Source organism: Mesorhizobium sp. P2_C5_2 (genome assembly GCF_056404535.1).
On the sequence record NZ_JBFUDV010000005.1, the window covers coordinates 235,822 to 254,333 of the forward strand.

The 18,512-nt window shown below is 64.2% G+C and carries 17 protein-coding genes; 7 read left to right on the plus strand and 10 right to left on the minus strand.

Annotation, left to right across the window (positions count from 1 at the left end):
* Positions 1-5 precede the first annotated feature (5 nt).
* Complete coding sequence (melA, locus tag AC1D1B_RS19655) at positions 6-1,376, plus strand: alpha-galactosidase (RefSeq protein ID WP_477334113.1); 1,371 nt, start codon at positions 6-8, stop codon at positions 1,374-1,376.
* 33 nt (positions 1,377-1,409) lie between these two features.
* Here melA and AC1D1B_RS19660 read toward each other — a convergent pair whose 3' ends face one another.
* Positions 1,410-3,056, minus strand: a complete 1,647-nt coding sequence (locus AC1D1B_RS19660) for an acetolactate synthase large subunit (RefSeq protein ID WP_477334114.1) — start codon at positions 3,054-3,056, stop codon at positions 1,410-1,412.
* Between the two features lie 257 nt (positions 3,057-3,313).
* Between AC1D1B_RS19660 and msuE the strand changes: the two genes are divergently transcribed.
* Positions 3,314-3,874: an FMN reductase gene (gene msuE, locus AC1D1B_RS19665; RefSeq protein ID WP_477334115.1), complete on the plus strand. Its 561-nt coding sequence runs from the start codon at positions 3,314-3,316 to the stop codon at positions 3,872-3,874.
* Positions 3,875-4,088: 214 nt separating this feature from the next.
* Here the strand turns inward: msuE and AC1D1B_RS19670 are convergent, their stop codons facing one another.
* A complete protein-coding gene (locus AC1D1B_RS19670) occupies positions 4,089-5,120 on the minus strand; it encodes a hydroxyacid dehydrogenase (RefSeq protein WP_477334116.1) in 1,032 nt (343 codons plus the stop codon).
* Between the two features lie 201 nt (positions 5,121-5,321).
* On the opposite strand from AC1D1B_RS19670, the gene AC1D1B_RS19675 reads away from it, so the two are divergent.
* The 5 genes from AC1D1B_RS19675 to AC1D1B_RS19695 all read left to right on the plus strand — a co-directional run bounded on the left by AC1D1B_RS19675 (position 5,322) and on the right by AC1D1B_RS19695 (position 10,168).
* A complete protein-coding gene (locus tag AC1D1B_RS19675) occupies positions 5,322-6,395 on the plus strand; it encodes a LacI family DNA-binding transcriptional regulator (protein ID WP_477334117.1) in 1,074 nt (357 codons plus the stop codon).
* Positions 6,396-6,466: 71 nt separating this feature from the next.
* Positions 6,467-7,456, plus strand: coding sequence for a sugar ABC transporter substrate-binding protein (locus AC1D1B_RS19680; protein ID WP_477334118.1), 990 nt, complete (start codon positions 6,467-6,469; stop codon positions 7,454-7,456).
* Positions 7,457-7,539: 83 nt separating this feature from the next.
* Positions 7,540-8,532 (plus strand): ABC transporter permease, encoded by a 993-nt coding sequence (locus tag AC1D1B_RS19685; RefSeq protein ID WP_477334119.1) that lies wholly within the window; start codon positions 7,540-7,542, stop codon positions 8,530-8,532.
* Entirely contained in the window at positions 8,529-9,305 is a 777-nt protein-coding gene (locus AC1D1B_RS19690) for an ATP-binding cassette domain-containing protein (RefSeq protein WP_477334120.1), read from the plus strand. The genes AC1D1B_RS19685 and AC1D1B_RS19690 overlap by 4 nt, the downstream gene beginning before the upstream one ends.
* A gap of 5 nt (positions 9,306-9,310) precedes the next feature.
* A complete protein-coding gene (locus tag AC1D1B_RS19695; RefSeq protein ID WP_477334121.1) occupies positions 9,311-10,168 on the plus strand; it encodes a sugar phosphate isomerase/epimerase family protein in 858 nt (285 codons plus the stop codon).
* A gap of 23 nt (positions 10,169-10,191) precedes the next feature.
* Here the strand turns inward: AC1D1B_RS19695 and AC1D1B_RS19700 are convergent, their stop codons facing one another.
* The 8 genes from AC1D1B_RS19700 to pcaQ form a co-directional block, all read right to left on the minus strand.
* Positions 10,192-11,637 (minus strand): aldehyde dehydrogenase, encoded by a 1,446-nt coding sequence (locus AC1D1B_RS19700; RefSeq protein WP_477334122.1) that lies wholly within the window; start codon positions 11,635-11,637, stop codon positions 10,192-10,194.
* A 95-nt stretch (positions 11,638-11,732) separates the two neighbouring features.
* Positions 11,733-12,518, minus strand: coding sequence for a coniferyl-alcohol dehydrogenase (locus AC1D1B_RS19705; protein ID WP_477334839.1), 786 nt, complete (start codon positions 12,516-12,518; stop codon positions 11,733-11,735).
* 2 nt (positions 12,519-12,520) lie between these two features.
* Positions 12,521-13,585: a branched-chain amino acid ABC transporter permease gene (locus AC1D1B_RS19710; protein WP_477334123.1), complete on the minus strand. Its 1,065-nt coding sequence runs from the start codon at positions 13,583-13,585 to the stop codon at positions 12,521-12,523.
* Complete coding sequence (locus AC1D1B_RS19715) at positions 13,582-14,478, minus strand: branched-chain amino acid ABC transporter permease (RefSeq protein ID WP_023725449.1); 897 nt, start codon at positions 14,476-14,478, stop codon at positions 13,582-13,584. The genes AC1D1B_RS19710 and AC1D1B_RS19715 overlap by 4 nt, the downstream gene beginning before the upstream one ends.
* A complete protein-coding gene (locus AC1D1B_RS19720) occupies positions 14,475-15,203 on the minus strand; it encodes an ABC transporter ATP-binding protein (RefSeq protein WP_477334124.1) in 729 nt (242 codons plus the stop codon). The genes AC1D1B_RS19715 and AC1D1B_RS19720 overlap by 4 nt, the downstream gene beginning before the upstream one ends.
* Positions 15,200-15,874: an ABC transporter ATP-binding protein gene (locus tag AC1D1B_RS19725; protein ID WP_477334841.1), complete on the minus strand. Its 675-nt coding sequence runs from the start codon at positions 15,872-15,874 to the stop codon at positions 15,200-15,202. Before AC1D1B_RS19725 ends, AC1D1B_RS19720 begins: the two co-directional genes overlap by 4 nt.
* Positions 15,875-15,962: 88 nt before the next feature.
* A complete protein-coding gene (locus tag AC1D1B_RS19730) occupies positions 15,963-17,261 on the minus strand; it encodes an ABC transporter substrate-binding protein (protein WP_477334125.1) in 1,299 nt (432 codons plus the stop codon).
* Positions 17,262-17,559: 298 nt separating this feature from the next.
* Entirely contained in the window at positions 17,560-18,477 is a 918-nt protein-coding gene (gene pcaQ, locus AC1D1B_RS19735; protein WP_477334126.1) for a pca operon transcription factor PcaQ, read from the minus strand.
* Between the last annotated feature and the right edge of the window lie 35 nt (positions 18,478-18,512).

Genomic DNA, 18,512 nt, shown 5'->3' on the forward strand with positions numbered 1-18,512 from the left:
TTAAAGTGGCAAGACATCCCAGGATCACCTTCATCGGCGCCGGCTCGACCGTGTTCATGAAGAACATTGTCGGCGACGTGCTGCAGCGGCCATCGCTGTCGAATGCCACGATCGCGCTGATGGACATCAACCCGCAACGGCTGGAAGAGAGCGCCATCGTCGTCAACAAGCTGATCGCGACGCTGGGCGTAAAGGCGAAGGCCGAGACCTATTCCGACCAGCGCAAGGCATTGTCCGGCGCCGATTTCGTCGTCGTCGCCTTCCAGATCGGCGGCTACGAACCGTGCACCGTCACCGATTTCGAAGTGCCGAAGAAATACGGCCTGCGCCAGACCATCGCCGACACGCTCGGCGTCGGCGGCATCATGCGCGGCCTCAGAACCGTGCCGCATCTGTGGAAGATCTGCGAGGACATGCTGGCTGTCTGCCCCGAAGCGATCATGCTGCAATACGTCAACCCGATGGCGATCAACACCTGGGCGATTTCAGAGAAATACCCTGAGATCAAACAGGTCGGCCTCTGCCATTCGGTGCAAGGCACGGCGATGGAGCTGGCGCATGATCTCGACATTCCTTACGAGGAAATCCGCTATCGCTCGGCCGGCATCAACCACATGGCCTTCTATCTGAAATTCGAGCATCGCCAACCCGACGGCAGCTATCGCAACCTCTATCCGGACCTGGTCCGCGCCTATCGCGAGGGCAGGGCGCCGAAGCCGGGCTGGAACCCGCGCTGCCCCAACAAGGTGCGCTACGAAATGCTGACGCGGCTTGGCTATTTCGTCACCGAAAGCTCCGAACATTTCGCCGAATACACGCCCTATTTCATCAAGGATGGCCGCCCCGACCTGATCGAGAAATTCGGCATTCCGCTCGACGAATATCCGAAGCGCTGCATCGAGCAGATCGAGCGCTGGAAGGGGCAGGCCGAGGCCTATCGCTCGGCCGACCGCATCGAGGTCGAGCAGTCGAAGGAATACGCTTCCTCGATCATGAATTCGGTGTGGACCGGCGAGCCGTCGGTGATCTACGGCAATGTTCGCAACAATGGCTGCATCACCTCGCTGCCAAACAATTGCGCCGCCGAGGTGCCGTGCCTGGTCGACGCCTCCGGCATCCAGCCGACCTTCATCGGTGAGCTGCCGCCGCAGCTCACCGCGCTGATCCGCACCAACATCAATGTGCAGGAACTGACGGTGCAGGCGCTGATGACGGAAAACCGCGAACACATCTACCACGCAGCGATGATGGACCCGCATACGGCGGCTGAGCTCGATCTCGACCAGATCTGGGCGCTGGTCGATGAGCTGCTGGCGGCACATGGCGACTGGCTGCCGGCCTGGGCGCGTGGCAGCGCCAAAGTCCGGGCAGCCTGACCGCTGCAGCTGCAGCGGTCTCTCGCTCCGCCGTCAGACCTGCGGCGCCGCTGGCAACCGGTGGCGCAACTCCTCGACCAGGACGCGCTCGTTCTCCGAATAGTCGATGGGAACGACGACGAGATGGACGCCGCCGCCGGTGAACGCCTGCTCAAGCGTCGATTGTATTTCCGAGACGGCGCTGACCCTGGTGCCCTTGGCGCCATAGGCCTCGGCATATCTAACAAAATCGGGGTTGCCGAAGGTCATGCCGAAATCGGGAAACTGGTCGACCGCCTGCTTCCAGCGGATCATGCCGAAAGCATGGTCCTCGATGATCAGCACGACCAGGTTGAGTTTCAGCCTGACGGCGGTTTCGAGCTCCTGGCTGTTCATCATGAAGCCGCCATCGCCGCAGATCGCCATGACGCGGCGGCCGGGGTGGAGCATCGCGGCCGTCATCGCCGACGGCAGGCCGGCGCCCATCGTGGCCAGCGCATTGTCGAGCAGCAGCGTGTTGGCGACGCGCGTGCGGTAGTTGCGCGCGAACCAGATCTTGTACATGCCGTTGTCGAGCGCCAGGATGCCGTCGGCCGGCATGACCGCGCGCACGTCATGGACCAGGCGCTGCGGCGTGAAACGGTCTTCGGTGGCGCGCGCGGCAATGCGGCTCAAAATGCCTTCGCGCAGCGGCAGCAACGCCTGTGCATTGGGGATCTTGCCCTCGATACGGTCGGCAAGCAGCCTGAGAGAAGCGCCGATGTCGCCGATCACTTCGGTCTGCGGGAAATAGACCTGCTCGACATTGGCCGGCTGGTAGCCGACATGGATCACCTTCGGTCCCTTGTCGCCCATAATGAAGGGCGGCTTCTCGATCGTGTCGTGGCCGATGGTGATGATGAGGTCGGCCTGTTCTATCGCCTCATGCACATAGTCGCGCTCGGACAGCGCTGCCGTGCCCATATAGAGTTCGGTCCCGCCGGGCACCGTGCCCTTGCCCATCTGCGTGGTGAAATAGGGAATGCCGGTTCTAAGCACGAACTGGGCGAGGTCGGAGGTCGAGCGCGGCCGTGAGGCGGCGGCGCCCAGCATCGCCAGCGGGCGCTGCGCCTTGATGATCATCTGCGCGGCGCGTTCGAGCGCGAGCGGGCTCGCCAGCGGCAGCTCGACCGGATGCGGCGGGATCAGCGCGACATCGTCGCATTCCTCGGCCGCGATGTCTTCGGGCAGCTCCAGATGCACCGGTCCCGGACGCTCCTCCTCGGCAATCCGAAACGCTTCCCGCACCACGGCGGGAATTGTCCGCGGCGAGATGATCTGGCGCGACAGTTTGGTCAGTGGTTTCATCGCGGCGACGATATCGACAATCTGGAAGCGGGCCTGGCGCGACGACCGGATGCCCTTCTGCCCGGTGATCATGATCATCGGCATGGCGCCGAGCAGCGCATAGGCGGCACCCGTCGTCAGGTTCAGGGCGCCAGGCCCGAGCGTGGTGATGCAGACGCCTGGCTTGCCGGTGAGCCTGCCATGGGTGGCGGCCATGAAGGCGGCCGCCTGCTCGTGGCGGGTCAGGATGAGCTGGATCGACGATTTGCGGATGGATTCGACGACGTCGAGGTTTTCTTCGCCCGGAATGCCGAAGATGCGATCGACGCCCTCATTCTCGAGGGCGGCAACAAGCAGGTCTGAACCTTTGGGCACGAAGCATCTCCTGGGCAAAGCGGCGGCGCTAGTATGTGATCAGACATAGTGCTGGTTAAGCCCTACCGCGAGGCGTAGCCGCCGCCAACGTCGTTTTGCCTTACAGACCGTTCTGCTTCTCGCGGACCAGCGAGCGCTTCTGGCAAACGGAAAAAAATTCTCTGGAGATGGCGCTGGAGGGCCTATCCTTGCTTCTTGCGGCAGGCGCAAGCCTATAAATATGCGGTATCAAGCGGGTCCGCGAGAGGTGAGAGAACATGCCCAATCCAACCGTCGTCGGGTTTTCCGGCAATTTCACCCGGCCGTCCAAGACGCGTGGTTTCGTCGATCAGGTCGTCAGGGATATTGCGCGCCAGCATGGCCTGTCCGCGAGCACTTATGACATCGAAGATCTCGGCCCTTCGCTCGGCAGTGCCAAATGGGCGCGCGATCTCGACGGCCAGGCGCGGGCGATTTTCGACAGTGTCGTCAATGCCGATGTCCTGGTGGTGGGGTCACCGACCTACAAGGGCAGCTACACCGGCCTGTTCAAGCACTTCTTCGATCTGTTCGATCCCGCTTCCTTGCGCGGCAAGCCGGTGGTGCTGCTCGCTACCGGCGGCAACGATCGCCATGCGTTGATCGTCGAGCACCAGTTGCGGCCGCTGTTCGGCTTCTTCGAGGCGTTGACGCTGCCGACAGGGGTCTACGCCACGGACAAGGATTTTTCCGACGGCGTGCTGCGGGCCGAACCCATCCTGAAGCGCGTCGAGCAGGTCGTCGGCGAGGTCGGGCTGGTGCTGGCCAATCGCTCGGCCGCCGGCGTTGCTGCCGGATAGAGCGCAGGTCCTTACGTCATCCCCAAAATCAATACCCCGCCGGCTAGGCCTGGCGGGGTATAGACTGGAGGGTCTGGATCGAATGGGAGCGATCCGGTTGAAAAACGCCAATGCCGGGCAAAAGTTCCCGCGCTCGCGGTCATCCTGAGCGGCGATGACAAAGGGGGCTTAGCCCAACTCCGAAATCCATTTCAGGACGGATTTATCGCGAAAACTAATTCCTGTCCGCTGGCTTGGACCGCATCCTTGACACTGTCTCGCGCTCGGCGCGCTTGGAGCGTAGCGGGGGCAGGCCGCGGTCGATCAGGTCCATGTCTTCCAGCACCATGTCGCCCATGCGCTTGAAGGCGATGTCGAGCGCGCCGGCGCGGTGGGCGGAGCGCAGGAAGCCGGGGATTGTGCGGACCGGATGGTCCTGCGCCAAAGGCTCTTCGGGGAAGACATCGCTTGCAGCCACGATGTGGCCGTTCTTCACCGCCGCCATCAGGGCAGGGAAGTCGACGACGCCGGCGCGGCTGAGCAGGATGAAGGCAGCGCCCTTGCGCATGCTGGCGAAAGCATCGGCGCCGAGAAAACCCTGATTCTCCGAGGTCACCGACGCAACGACGAAGACGAAGTCGCTGGTGGTCAGCACCTCGTCGAGCGAGGCCGGCTCGACGCCATTGTCAATCAGGATCGACGGCGGCAGCCAGGGATCGAACACTTTGGTTCGTGTGCGAAAACCCGACAGCAGGCGGTTGAGCGCGCGGCCGAGATCGCCGAAACCGATAATGCCGACATCGGCGCCGGACAAAAGCCGCGCCGTCAAATTGCCGTCGCCGCCCCACAGCTCCTCGCCTTTGCGGAAGGCGAGGTCGGCATCGACGATGTTGCGGGCGAGATTGAGCGCCATGGCAAGGCCAAGCTCGGCCACCGGCTCGGCAAAGACCAGGCCGGTCGTGACGACATGGATGCCGCGCGCAAACATCGTCTCATAGGGCATGTTGTTGACGAGGTTGGTCTCGACATTGAAGACGCAGCGCAGCGCCTTCATCTGATCTAACGTCTCGGGCGAGATCGGCGGCTGGCCGATGATGTAGCGGGCCTGCGCCAGCTCATCGGCCGGCAGTTTCGCCACACCCTCGGCCGTCGTCTCGACGGTGCGGTAATGTGCCTTGAGGCGCGCCAGTTGCGGTGGGGTGAAAATCAGCTCGAGCGTGCGCGGTTCAGGCGCGCTGATGACCAGCGGCAAATCCTTGTTTGGCATGACGAATCCTCCCGGCGCGATCCGCATCGCGTATTTTCGGCTAGCACTTGCCGTTGTCCCAAAACCGCTTCACACTTTGGGGCGACATGTGCTCGTGGGACAAAATACCCACGATTAAACGATTTACAACTCCGAAAAATCGATTTACTCATTTCTCCAGCGGATGGAAATGCCTCTGTCCGCGCCTCGGGAGGAGGACCAATGGCGCATAGGCAGGACCAGCAGCGGCGTGCGTCGATCCACGACGTGGCAAGCCGCGCCTGCGTGTCCGCCGCCACCGTCTCCAAGGTCATGGCCGGCGTCACCACGGTGAAGCCGGAAAATGCGCAGCGCGTCTTCGATGCCGTCGAGCAACTGGGCTACCGCGTCGATCCGCTCGCCTCCGACATGCGCCGGGCCAAGCGCCGCATCATCGGCGCCATCATGCCCGAGTTCGAAAGCGAATTTTTCGGCCAGATGGTCACCCAGCTCGAGAGCCTCGCCGAACAGCGCGGCTACACGCTGGTGGCGGCGTCGAGCCGTGAATCGGAAGCGCGCGAAAAGGAAATCCTGGCCCGCATGCATGACTGGCGCGTCGCCGGTGTGGTGCTGGCGCCGGTGCGTAACGAGCATGGCCCGGCGGCCGAGTTCATGAAGGCCAACGGCATGACCGGCGTGCTGATCGACCGTGTGCTCTCCGACGACGCCTTCGATACGGTGTCGGCCGACAGTGCGGCGGCCAGCGCCGAAGTGGCGCGCGAGCTGATCGCCAAGGGCCATCGCCACATACTGGTCGTCGGTCTCGGCGAGCAGGCGGCGACGGTGCGTGCACGCCTCGACGGGTTTCGCACCGCTGCGCTTAAACTGGCGCCGGATGTGCGCATCGACGTCGTGTTGGCAGAGACCGATGTCGAACCGCTCAGAGCGCAGCTGCGCGACTATTTCGGGAAAGGCGCCAATGGGGGCGAACGGCCGACGGCGGTCTATTCGCTGTTCCTCAAGGGCACGCTGGTGGCGCTGTCCGAGTTCCGACGGCGCGGCTGGCACTGCCCCAACGACATTTCGCTGGTCGGCTTCGACGATGCCGAATGGATGCAGGTGACATGGCCGGCCATCGCCGCCGTCGTACAGCCGGTGCGCCAGATCGCCGGTCACGCCATGGAAGCGCTGTTTGCAAGAATTGAAGGTGGGGAGGGGCCGCCGATCGCGCGGCTTGAGCCTTGCCGGGTTTTGATGCGGGAATCCGTTGGCTCGCCAGGCAACGGCCTGCATTCCGGGGGAGGAAACCGACAATAGCCCCCATTGTCGACAACCAGCGCCGCACCTGGCCTAGGCTCGCGGCACGTGACACCAACCGGAGGATAAAAATGACCTCGTTTGTACTGAAGATAAATCGATTTACCGTGGCGCTTGGGGTTGCCATGGCATTCTCGGCCATCCCTACTGCCAAGGCAGACGACGCTGAATACGGCGTGCTGATGAAGACGCTGGCCAATCCGTTCTGGGGCGCGATGAGCCAGGGCGTCGAGGCCGGCGCGAAAGAATCCGGCGTCAAGATCTTCGAGCAGGCGGCCGAAAGCGACCAGGCGGCCGAGCCGCAGCTGAACCTGTGCAACACCATGTTGGAGCGCAAGCCGGCGGCGATGATCACGGCGGCCATCAACTCGACCAACCTTTTGCCCTGCCTGAAGGTGGCGCAGGAGGCCGGCGTCAAGATCGTCGACCTCGACAACAATATGGACCAGGCGGTGCTCGACAAGGAAGGCATTAAGGTCACCTTCCACATCGGCTCCGACAATGGCGCGGCCGGCGCGCAAGGCGCTGACTATCTCGTCTCCAAGCTCGGCAAGGATGCCAAGGGTCCGGTGCTGGTGATCGAAGGCCTGTCGGGCAACATCACCGGCGAGAAGCGCGCCAAGGGCTTTGCCGACAAGTTGAAGGAACTGGCGCCGGGTCTGGAAATCGTCGCTTCGCTGCCCGGTGACTGGGACCGCGGCAAGGCCGCCTCGATCGCCACCGATACGCTGACGGCGCACCCTGACCTCGTCGCCATCTTCTGTGCCAATGACGGCATGGCGCTAGGCGCGGTGGAATCCGTCTACGCCGCCGGCAAGGGTCCGCAGGTGACGATCATCGGCGTCGACGGCAATTCGGACGCCGTGAAGTCGATCAAGGAAGGCCGCTTGAATGCCTCGGTAGCGCAGCTGCCTTACCTCGTAGGCAAGCAGGCGGTCGAGAACGTCAAGAAGGCGCTGGCCGGAGAGAAGGTTGAAGACAGCATCGCGGTGCCGACCCTGGTGCTGACCAAGGAAGTGCTCGATGCCGGCAAGGAGCCGATGCTCGAATTTGTGAAATAGTCCCTCCCAGGACTGGGGGTATTCCCCCGCGGGCTGGCGCGGCATGCTCGCGCCAGCCACCTCTTTCAAAAGGTGTGAAAAAGATGGCTTCTGAAACGGCGCAGCCCGGTTTCTGGGCACGGGTGCAGCGCGCATCCGTCGAACGGCTTCATATCAGGCTGGAATCGCTGCTGGTGCTGGTGGCGCTCAGCGCCGCCATGGCGGTGCTGTCGCCTTACTTCCTGTCGCTCAGCAATTTCCTCAACATCCTGCTCGCGACGTCGACGATCGGCGTGCTGGCGATTGCCGCCACCTTCGTCATCGGCTCGGGCGGGCTCGATTTGTCGCTGGGCTCGGTGATGGGCCTGTCCGGCGTCGCTGGCGCCTTCGTCGCTGTCAATCTCGGCTGGCCGTGGCCACTGGCGGTCTGCGCCTGCATCATCGCCGGCGGCATTGCCGGCTACATCAATGGCCAGCTGGTCACCCGCGCCTTCGTGCCGGCCTTCATCGTCACGCTCGGCATGCTCGGCCTGGCGCGCGGGCTGGCGCTGGTGATATCGCAGGGCAGGGCGATCTACGGCCTGCCGGCGGAGATCGTCTATATCGGCCAGGGCCGACCGTTCGGCATTCCGATGCCGGTCATTCTCCTGGTGCTGACGGCCATCGTCGCGCACTGCCTGCTCGCCTATACACGCTTTGGCCGCCACACGCTGGCGCTGGGCGACAGCGAGGGTGCGGCGCGCGCCGCCGGCATCCGCGTCGAGCATCATCGTCGCATCATCTACACGCTGTCCGGCGCGCTCGCCGGTCTGGCCGGCCTGCTGTTCACCGCTCGCGTCAATGCCGGCGACCCGACCGCCGGCATCAATTACGAACTCACTGCCATTACCGCCGCGATCATCGGCGGCACCAATCTGTTCGGCGGCCGCGCCTCGATCCTCGGCACCATGATCGGCGCGCTGATCATGGGTGTGCTGCAGAACGGGCTGACGCTGCTTGCCGTGCAATCCTACTACCAGCAGATGGCGATCGGCGCCGTGCTGATCCTGGCGGTCTTCATCGACCAGTACCAGGTGCGCAAGGAGTCACGCGTATGACCCTTCTCACCCTGCACGGCATCCGCAAGAGTTTTGGCGCTGTCGACGTGCTGCATGGCGTCGACCTCACGATCACCGCCGGCGAAGTCGTCGGCCTGGTCGGCGACAATGGCGCCGGCAAGTCGACGCTGATGAAGACCATCACCGGCATCTACCGCGCCGATTCCGGCTCGATCCACTTCGACGGCAAGGACATCCTGCCGCTCGATCCCGGCCAGCGGCGCCGGCTCGGCATCGAGATGATCTACCAGGATCTGTCGCTGGCCAAGCAGCAGGATGTCGCCGCCAACATCTTCCTCGGCCGCGAGCCGGTGAAGAAATTGTTCGGGCTCATCCCTGGCTTTGTCGACAAGGCCGAGATGGACCGGCAAGCGACAAAGATGATCGAGCGGCTCGGCGCACATCTGCCGTCGATCAACCGCTCGGTCGGTTCGTTCTCGGGCGGCCAGCAGCAGACGGTGGCGATTGCGCGGGCGCTGACCTTCAACCCGAAGCTCGTCATCATGGACGAGCCGACGGCGGCCCTTGCCGTGCGTGAGGTGCAGAGCGTGCTCGACCTTATCCGCCGGCTGAAATCGGAGGGCATCGCCGTCATCCTGATCTCGCATAGGCTGAACGATGTGCTGTCCGTCACCGACCGGATCGTGGTGCTGCGCCACGGGCGGGCCGATGCCGATCTCGTCACCGCAAAAACCAACATGACCGAGGTCGTCAGCCGCATTGTCGGCGGCGGCGATATCGCTGCCGCGGCGGCGCACGAACAACGAGGCTGAAACTGATGAACACTTTTGGACTGCACACTTTCGCCATCGCTCCGGTCTGGGATCTCGAACTGATCGAGCCGCAGATGGAGCGGCTGAAGGGGCTTGGCATCGGCCTGCTCGAGATCCCGCTGCTGCGTCCGGAAGAGATCGACACCAAACGCACGCGGGCCTTTGCCGAACGGCAAGGCGTCGAACTCATCCCGTCGCTCGGCCTGCCGCGCGCGCTCGATGTGGTGGCGCGGCCGGATGAAGCGCTGGCCTTTCTCGAGCCGGCCTTTGCCGTCTGCGAAGCGGTGGGCAGTGAGGCGCTTGGCGGCGTCACCTATGGCACGATCGGCAAGACGTCCGGGCGTGCGCCGACGGCGGAAGAGATCGACGGCATGTGCCGGTTCCTGGCGCGTGCTGCGAAAGCCGCCAAGGCGCATGGCCTAAAACTCGGCATCGAGCCCTGCAACCGCTACGAAACACACCTGATCAACCGCGGCATCGACGCGACGCGGATCATCGAGCGCGTCGGCGCCGACAACATTTTCATCCATCTCGACACCTACCACATGCATATCGAGGAGGAGAGTTTTGCGGCCGGCTTCAAGGCGGCCGCGCCCTATCTCGGCTACGTCCATGTCTCGGAGGCCAATCGCGGCGTGCCGGGACGCGGCATGCTGAACTGGGCCGCCTGCATGAAGGCCATCGCCGACATCGGCTATACCGGCGCCATCACGCTGGAAAGCATGAACCATGTCGATGTCGACATTGCCGGTGGTCTCGCCGTCTGGCGGCCGGTGGCGGAGAATCCCGACGATGTGATCGGCGTCGGCCTGCCGTTCCTGCGTGAAGAGGCACGGAAGGCTGGGCTGACGCTCGGCAGATAATCATCTGCCGAGCGTTGTACCGTTCAGAACGGATAGTGCTGGTTCGGATCCTCGATCGTCAGCCAGCGCAGATCGGTGAATTCGGCGATCGAGGCTTTGCCGCCGAAGCGGCCATAGCCCGAACCTTTGACGCCGCCGAACGGCATCTGCGCTTCGTCGCCGACCGTCGGGCCGTTGATGTGGCAGATGCCGGCCTCGATGCGCGCGGCGACCGCCATGGCGCGGCGGATGTCGCGGCTGAACACGGCCGAGGACAGGCCGTATTCGGTGTCGTTGGCAACGCGCACCGCCTCTTCCTCGCCCTTGACGCGGATCACGGGCTTGACCGGGCCGAAGGATTCTTCGGCATAGACGCGCATCGCCGGGGTGACATGGTCGAGCAGCGTAGCCTCGACCACCGTGCCTATCCGCTTGCCGCCGGCCACCAGCTTCGCGCCCTTGGCGACGGCGTCGGCAACCAGTTCTTCCATTTTGTCGGCCGCCTGGCTGCTGATCAGCGAACCCAGCACGACATGGCCGCGCGGGTCGCCGGCCGGCAATTGTGAGGCGCGGGCTGCGAGCTTGGCGACGAATTCGTCGGCGACCTTCTCGTCGACGACCAGGCGCTCGGTCGACATGCAGATCTGGCCCTGATGCATGTAGGCGCCGAAGGCCGCCGCATTGACCGCAGCGTCGATGTCGGCATCGTCGAGCACGACCAGCGGCGCCTTGCCGCCAAGCTCGAGCAGCGCCGGCTTCAAATGCTTGCCGGCGAGTTCGGCGATGATCCGGCCGACCTTGGTCGAGCCGGTGAAGTTGACACGCCTGACGGCGGGATGCGCGACCAGTGTCTCGACGATTGCTGCCGCGTCCTTGGGGTCATTGGTGACGACATTAATGACGCCCTTGGGCAGACCGGCCTCGACCAGCACCTGGCCGATCAGCCGATGCGTGCCGGGGCACATCTCCGAGGCCTTCAGCACCACCGTGTTACCGCAGGCGATCGGCATGGCGATGGCGCGCGTGCCGAGGATGACCGGCGCGTTCCACGGCGCGATGCCGAGGCAGACACCGGCCGGCTGGCGGATCGCCATGGCCAGCGTGCCCGGTTTATCCGAGGGGATGACTTCGCCCGAAATCTGCGTCGTCATGGCGGCCGCCTCGCGCAGCATCTTGGCGGCCAGCATGACGTTGAAGCCGGCCCACGGGCCGGTGGCGCCGGTTTCTTCCATCATCAATTTGGTGAATTCGCCGACCTTGGAATCCATCACATCGGCGGCCTTGGCCAGCAAGGCGCGGCGCTCGCCCGGCCCGGTCTTCGACCAGGTCTTGAAGGCGGCGGCCGCAGCTTCGACGGCGGCATTGGCATCGGCAATGCTGGCTGCGGCGGCGCGCGTCGCCAGCTTGCCGGTGAACGGGTCCATGCGCTCGAAGGAAGCCGAGCCGGACGCATCCCTTTTGTCGCCGTCGATCAGAAGTCCGATGTCCATTGTTTTCTCCCTGGCTCTCAGTCGAGCGTCTTTTCTATCTTATTATTGACCATGATCTTATCCGAAAACCGGCTCCCACTTTTCGGGATCATGGTCTAGAAGCCGAGCACCTCGGCATTGATCGATGCTTCAAGGCCACCGTCAACCGGCACGTTGGCGCCGTTGACCCAGCGCGCGCCATCCGAGCACAGGAACAGCACGACAGGGGCGATGTCGCCCGATGTGCCGGCGCGGCCGACCCTTGCAATGTCGCTGTCGACGCGGGCATCGCCGAGCACGTTGCGGAACTGTTTCAGGATGGGCGTCTCGACCGGGCCGGGGCTCACCGCATTGACGCGGATGCCGCGGTTTTTGAACAGCTCCTGATGCGCGGCGCGGAAGGTCCACAGCAGCAGCAACTCCTTTGAGACGGGGTAGCCTTCCTCGTTCTTCACCTGATGATCGGCGACCACTTTGGCGACATCGGGAAACCCCTCGATGCCGACCATCGACGCCGCGCGGTTGAGATTGGCGCGCCAGCCATAGCCGGCGATCGAGGCGACGTTGACGATGGCGCCGCCTTCGCGAAGCTTTGGTGCGAGGCCTTCCGAGAGCGCGCGCAGCCCGTAGAAGTTGACGGCCAGCGTCGACACCGCGCCGGTGTTGCCGGAGAGGCCGGCGACATTGCAGAGCGCATCGATGCGCTGCGGCAGGGATGCAATGAGATCGTCGACGCCAGCCTTTGAAGAGATGTCGGCCTTGACGAAACTGCCGACCGCCACGGCAGGCTCGCGGACATCGACGCCGATCACATCGGCGCCGAGCTGGCCGGCAAGTTCCGCCGCGCGGGCGCCGATGCCGGAAGCGACACCGGTGATGAGGATTGTCTTACCGAAAAGCATGGTCACGCCTTCTCCCGATATGTTGCGGCTTGCTGCGACGTCGATGCCGTGTCGCCATCAGCTGCGTTTGCCGGCAGTCTGACGCGATAGCCGACCGGCAGCAGCCGTACGCCGAAGCGCTCCTCCAGCGTTCCCCACAGGCCGCGCGGCAGGAACAGCGAGAACAGCACCGCGGTGGCGCCGAGACCGATGAGATACCAGACGCCGGTGCCGCCGAACCAGGTCTCGATGAGGAAGAACAGCAGCGCGCCCAGAATGGCGCCCTCGAAGGTGCCGATGCCGCCGACCAGCACCATGAAGATCATGTAGGCGGTCCATTGGACGTTGAAATAAGTCTTCGGTTGGAAGGTGATCGATGTGGCCAGCCACAACGCACCGGCAATGCCGATGCCGAAGGCGGCGAGTACGAACAAAAGCCGCTTGGTGCCGGTGACGCGCACGCCGACCGAGGCGGCGGCATCTTCATTGTCGCGGATGGCGCGGATGGCCGCCCCCGTGCTGCCGCGCAGCAGGCCAAAAAGGATGGCAAGCAGCGCCGTCATCGAGGCCAGCGCCAGCCAGTAGATCGTCGCCCGCCTGGCGCCGGCATCGTAGACGTTGAGCGAGATCAGCGACGTCCCGGTCTCGCCTTGCACCAGCCGGTCGAGATTGACCAGGAGATGGGTGAGTGCCGCGATAACCCACATGCCGATGGCGAACTCGCCGTTCCTGAGCCGCAGCATGAACAGCGACATCGGCCAGGAGATCGCGCCGACAATGATCGCCGAGACAAACAGCGAAGCGAACGGGTTGAGGCCGGCATCGGCGAGGCGAATGGCGAAATAGGCGCCGAGGCCGAAGAACACTTGTTGTCCAACCGAGACCAGGCCGCCGAAGCCGGCAAGCGCATTCCACATCGCCGCCAGGATCACATAGATGAACAAGGCGGTCATGCGGTCGACGGCGCCGGCCGAGAGGAACTGGGGCGCAACGGCGAGCAGCGCGATAATGACAACCGCCGCAATCGCCGAAATGCGCGAGGCCGAGGTGCCGCGCTCGATGACGGGAGAGGTTGAAGCAGCGCTCATGATGCTTTCCTCGCGGGCAGCCGCAGCAGGCCGCGTAGGCCGAGGCCGGACGTGGAGAGCCGGATGAACAGCACGATCAGGAAGGCGACATGGCCGCCGATGAGAAACCCTTGCGGATGTATCTGCGCGCCAAGTGTCTGGGCGAGCGCCAGCACGATGCCGCCGACAAGTGTGCCCCACAGCGAACCGGCGCCGCCGATGACGGCCGCCTCGAAGGCGAACAGCAATTGCGGTGCGCCGGTATAAGGATCGAAAGTGGCGCGCATGCCGAGGAAGGCGCCGGCAAGACCGACGGTGACCATGGCGATGGCTGCGGCAAGGGCGTTGGCACGGCGCGCATCGACGCCGACGAGACCAGCTGTGTCAGGATCCTCGGAGGTGGCGCGGATCGAGCGGCCAAGCCTGGTGCGGGTGAGGAACAGCTGCAGCCCGCCAAGCAGGATCACAGCGGCGGCAAACATGATCACGGCAAGCTTGCCGACATAGATGCTGCCCGGCCATTCCCAGGAATCGTAGGACAGGCTGCCAATATAAGGCGCCAGCGAACGTGTGTCGGCGCCGAATTGCTCGAACAGCGCATTGTCGATGACGATGGCGAGGCCGAAGGTGGTCAGGATCGGCAGCAGCGCGCCGCCGCGAGCGCTGCGCTCGAGCAGGAAGCGCTGCAGCGCCCAGCCGATCGCCGCCATCAGCGGCAGCACGATGAGCAGGCCGACGAAGGGCGAGATGTGGAATTGCGAGGCGAGCCACCACAGTGCATAGGCCGAAAACACGGCAAGGCTGCCATGCGCGAGGTTGATGATGCGCATCACCGAAAACATGAAGGAGAGGCCGCAGGCGATCAGCGCGTAGTAGCCACCGAGAAGGATGCCCTGGACGATCTGGTTGCTCATGCCGGCACGCTCCCGGCGCTTTTCCTGTGCAGGCCGAAATAGGCCTTGGTCACCTCGTCGCGCGACATACCCTTGCTCGGGCCTTCCAGCGCAACGCGCCCTTCGAGCATGCAGATGACCTTGTCCGATACCGAGAGCGCGCGGTTGAGGTTCTGCTCGACCAGGATGATGGTCGTGCCTGAACTGATCAGGCCTTGCAGCGAAGCGTAGACGCGGTCGACCACCAGCGGCGACAGGCCGAGCGAGACCTCGTCGAGCAGCAGCAGATCCGGATTGCTCATCAAAGCGCGACCGATAGCGGTGGCCTGCTGCTCGCCGCCGGAGAGATGTCCGGTCTTGGCATGGCGGCGCGGCTTCAGATTGGGGAAGGTGTCGAGCACTCGTTCCACGCTCCAGTCGCCGGGCCGGCCGGCGGTCTTGCCAAGCAGGAGGTTCTCTTCGACAGTCATCTGCACGAACAGCTTTCGCCCTTCCGGCACCAGGGCGACGCCCATGCCGACGCGTTTGTGCGAGGGCACGCCAGTGATATCGGCGCCGTCCAGCAACACGAGGCCGGCCGTCGGCTGATGCGCGCCGGCGATCGCCCGCAGCAGCGTCGTCTTGCCGGCGCCATTGGCGCCGACCAGTGCCAGCGTTTCGCCGCGTTCGATCGTAAAGCTCACGCCGCGCACCGCCTGCAACAGGCCGTGCCGGACAACCAGGTTTTCGACTGCGAGCAGGCTCATTTCGGGCCTCCACCGAGATAGGCGCGCACGACTTCGGGGTCGGCCATCACCGCTTGTGGCTCACCGTCGGCGATGATCTTTCCGGCATCCATGCAGATCAGCCGCTCGGCCACCTGCAGCAGGATATGGACGATGTGCTCGATCCAGACGATGCCGATCTTGCGCCGCCGCAATTCCTTGATCGTGTCGACAAGTTCGCTCGCCTCGCCATCGGTCAGCCCGCCGCCGATCTCGTCGAGCAGAAGCAGCGTCGGCCTCGCCGCGAGCGCGCGGGCCAGTTCCAGCCGCTTGCGGTCGAGCAGGCCGAGCGTCTCGGCGCGCCGGTTGGCGACGCCCAGCATGCCGCAGAGTTTCAGCGACGCCAGCGCCTCCTCATAGGCTTCGTCGCGGCCGAGACCGGCGCCATGCGATGCGGCGACGAAGACGTTTTCGAACGTCGTCATGCCGCTGAACGGTTTCGGCACCTGGTGCGTGCGCACCAGGCCGAGCCGGCAGCGCTGCGTTGCCGGCAGCGCCGTCACGTCGCCGCCCTTGAAGGCGACGGTGCCGGCGCTCGGCGGGAATGCGCCTGACAGCACGCTGAGCAGCGTCGTCTTGCCGGCGCCGTTCGGGCCGACGATGCCTACGGCCTCGTCGGCATTCATGGCGAAGTCGATATCGTCGAGCACCACCAGCGCGCCGAAGCGTTTCTGGATGCCGGCGGCGCTGAGGATCGCAGCGTTTGCTGAACCGTTCACGATGCGATCCCCGTACCGTTCGTCAGCCGTTATACGGCTGGAGCTTGGCTTCGACCGGCACCTTCGGGTCGGTGGCGTTCTCGGTCACGACATAGTCGAGCGGGAACTTGCTGCCTTCCTTGGCGGCCACCCATTGCGTGCCGATAATCGGGCCGGGCGAGACATTGGCGACCGGGCCGCTGGTGAAGTCGACCTTGCCGATCATGGTCTCGGTGTTGAGCGTGCTCAGCGCCTTGGCGACCGCTGCCTTGTCCTTGGCGTCGGTGCTGGCCTTCAGCGCTTCGAAGCCGGCGTCGAGCAGCGACATCGAAGCGCCGAGCTGCTGCGTCCACTGCTTGCCGCTCGCCGCCTCATAGCCGTCGGCAAGCTCGGCTCCCGAAACGCCGGTCAGCGGCGATTTGTAGGGGAAGGCCTTGTGCCAGTAGGCGGCGCTCGAAATCTTGTTGCCGAGCTCGCCGAGCGCCTCGATATCCGAAGGGAACAGCCCGGTCTTGGCGACCTGGCAGATCTTGATCTGCTTGATCAGGCCTTGCTGCGCGGCCTGGCGCCAGAAGGCGGCGAAGTCGGGCGGAATCGGGAAGGAGTTGAAGATCTCGACACCTTCCTGCTTGAACAGCGCGATCTGCGAGGAATAGTCGGTGGTGCCGGTCTCGTAGGCGCCGGGATCGACGATGGTGAAACCCTGCTTGGCCAGCAGTGGCGCCAGATGGGTGCGGATGGCGTTGCCGTCGGCGTCGTTGGGATACATGACGCCGACCTTCTTGTTGGTCTCGATCAGGTTCCATTGCGAGATGTAGGTCCGGAAGAACTCGTCGACGCCGAAGCCGAAATGATAGGTCCATTTGAAGGGCGAGGGCTCGCCAGGCTTGGCGCCGCGGCCGAAATACCAGGCCTCCCACGGCATGACGGTGGAGAGGCAAGGCACACCGGCGGCTTCGCAGGCGTCGGCGACCGGATTGATCACCTCTGGTGTCGATACCGCCAGCATCAGGTCGACGGCCTGGTTGTTGATCAGGTCCTTGGCGAGCTGGCCGGCGCGAGACGGATCGGACTGCGTATCCTGATCCAGGATCTCCACGCTGTATTTCTTGCCGCCGACCTCTAGTCCGCCGGCGAGCGCCTTGCGGGCGAGGTCGAGCACATAGCCGTCGGTCTGGCCGAAGCCGGCGAGCGGGCCGGTGCGCGGGCTGACAAAGCCGACCTTGAGTGTGTCGGCGGCCTGGGCGAAGGCCTTGCCACGGCTAAGCGCGAGTGCCGCGCTGCCGGCGATTGATGTAGCGATGAACTGGCGCCGCGAGACGCCGGATTTGCTTGAGGTCATGCTGATATTCCTCCCTTTCCTGGCGGTGCCTGGAGGCGACCGCCGGCCTGCTCAAAATCGGTTCCGCCCGTCGTTCAGATCGGATATTGCCCCGGCTGGCTTTGAGGCGGCAGCGGAACGCCGCCAATGCCGGCAAACGGCACGATTTCGATCCTCCCATCGTCACAGTGCCCTAGGTGTTTGGTTTGGTAAAATGATATTTTGCGGTGTTTCGTTAACCCTTGGGTTACGAGAATTCCGCATTCACGCAGGTCTGCAAGACTGATCTGATCGCTGGGCACTCTTGAAGGACAACGCCTCAACCGCCTCGACTGGCTGCCTCGCGGATGGTTTTCAGCAGGATGGCGAAGGCCGGCGAGGGGGCGGTGTCCGTGCGCATGGTCAGCCCGACGGGTCCCTTGGTTTCCTCGGTGTTGACGGGCAGAGCGACGAAGGCTCCGCTGGAGATTTCATTGGCGACGACGCCGGTCGAGATGATCCAGACGGCATTGCTTTGCCGCAGGAAGGCGCGGCCGAAGGAATCCGAGACGGTCTCGATCTCGGTCGCCGGCGCGGTCATGCCGTTGGTGATGAACAGGCGGTCGACAAAGGGGCGGATGACCGATTCCCGCGTCGGCATCAGCACCGGGAATTCGTCGAGCCGCGCGAAGATGTCCTGGCCCGGCTGCGCCAGCGGGTGGCCGGCCCGCACCACGAACAGCACCTGTTCGGAATAGAGATGCTCGAAGAAGAAGCCGGTCATGTTTTCCGGCGCCGCCAGCCGGCCGACTACGAGGTCGAGCGCGCCGACGCGCAACTGTTCGAGCAGCACCGCATTCTCGCCGGTAACGATCTTGATCGCCGCACCGGTATTTTCACTCAGGAACAGGCTCATGGCGAGCGGCATGACCCTTGCCGACACCGTGGGCAGCGCGCCGATGCGGACCGGATGGCGGTTGATGGCGCCGTCCTGCCTGACGGAATCGACGCCGCGCTTTAAAGCGGTGATCGCCGTGCCGGCGTGGCTAAGGAAGATTTCGCCGAGCCGCGTCACCCTTATGCCGCGGCCGTCGCGTTCGACGACGGCGATGCCAAGCGCCTCCTCCAGTTCGCGCAATGTCTTGGTTACCGCCGGCGGACTGACATGAAGAAAGTCGGCCGCCCTCGCCACGCTGCCTTGCCGCGCTACCTCAAGGAATGCCTTCAGGTGACGGAACCTTATGCGGCTTTCGGACATGGTTTTCGTAACCTCTCAGTTAATGAAACGGCGCA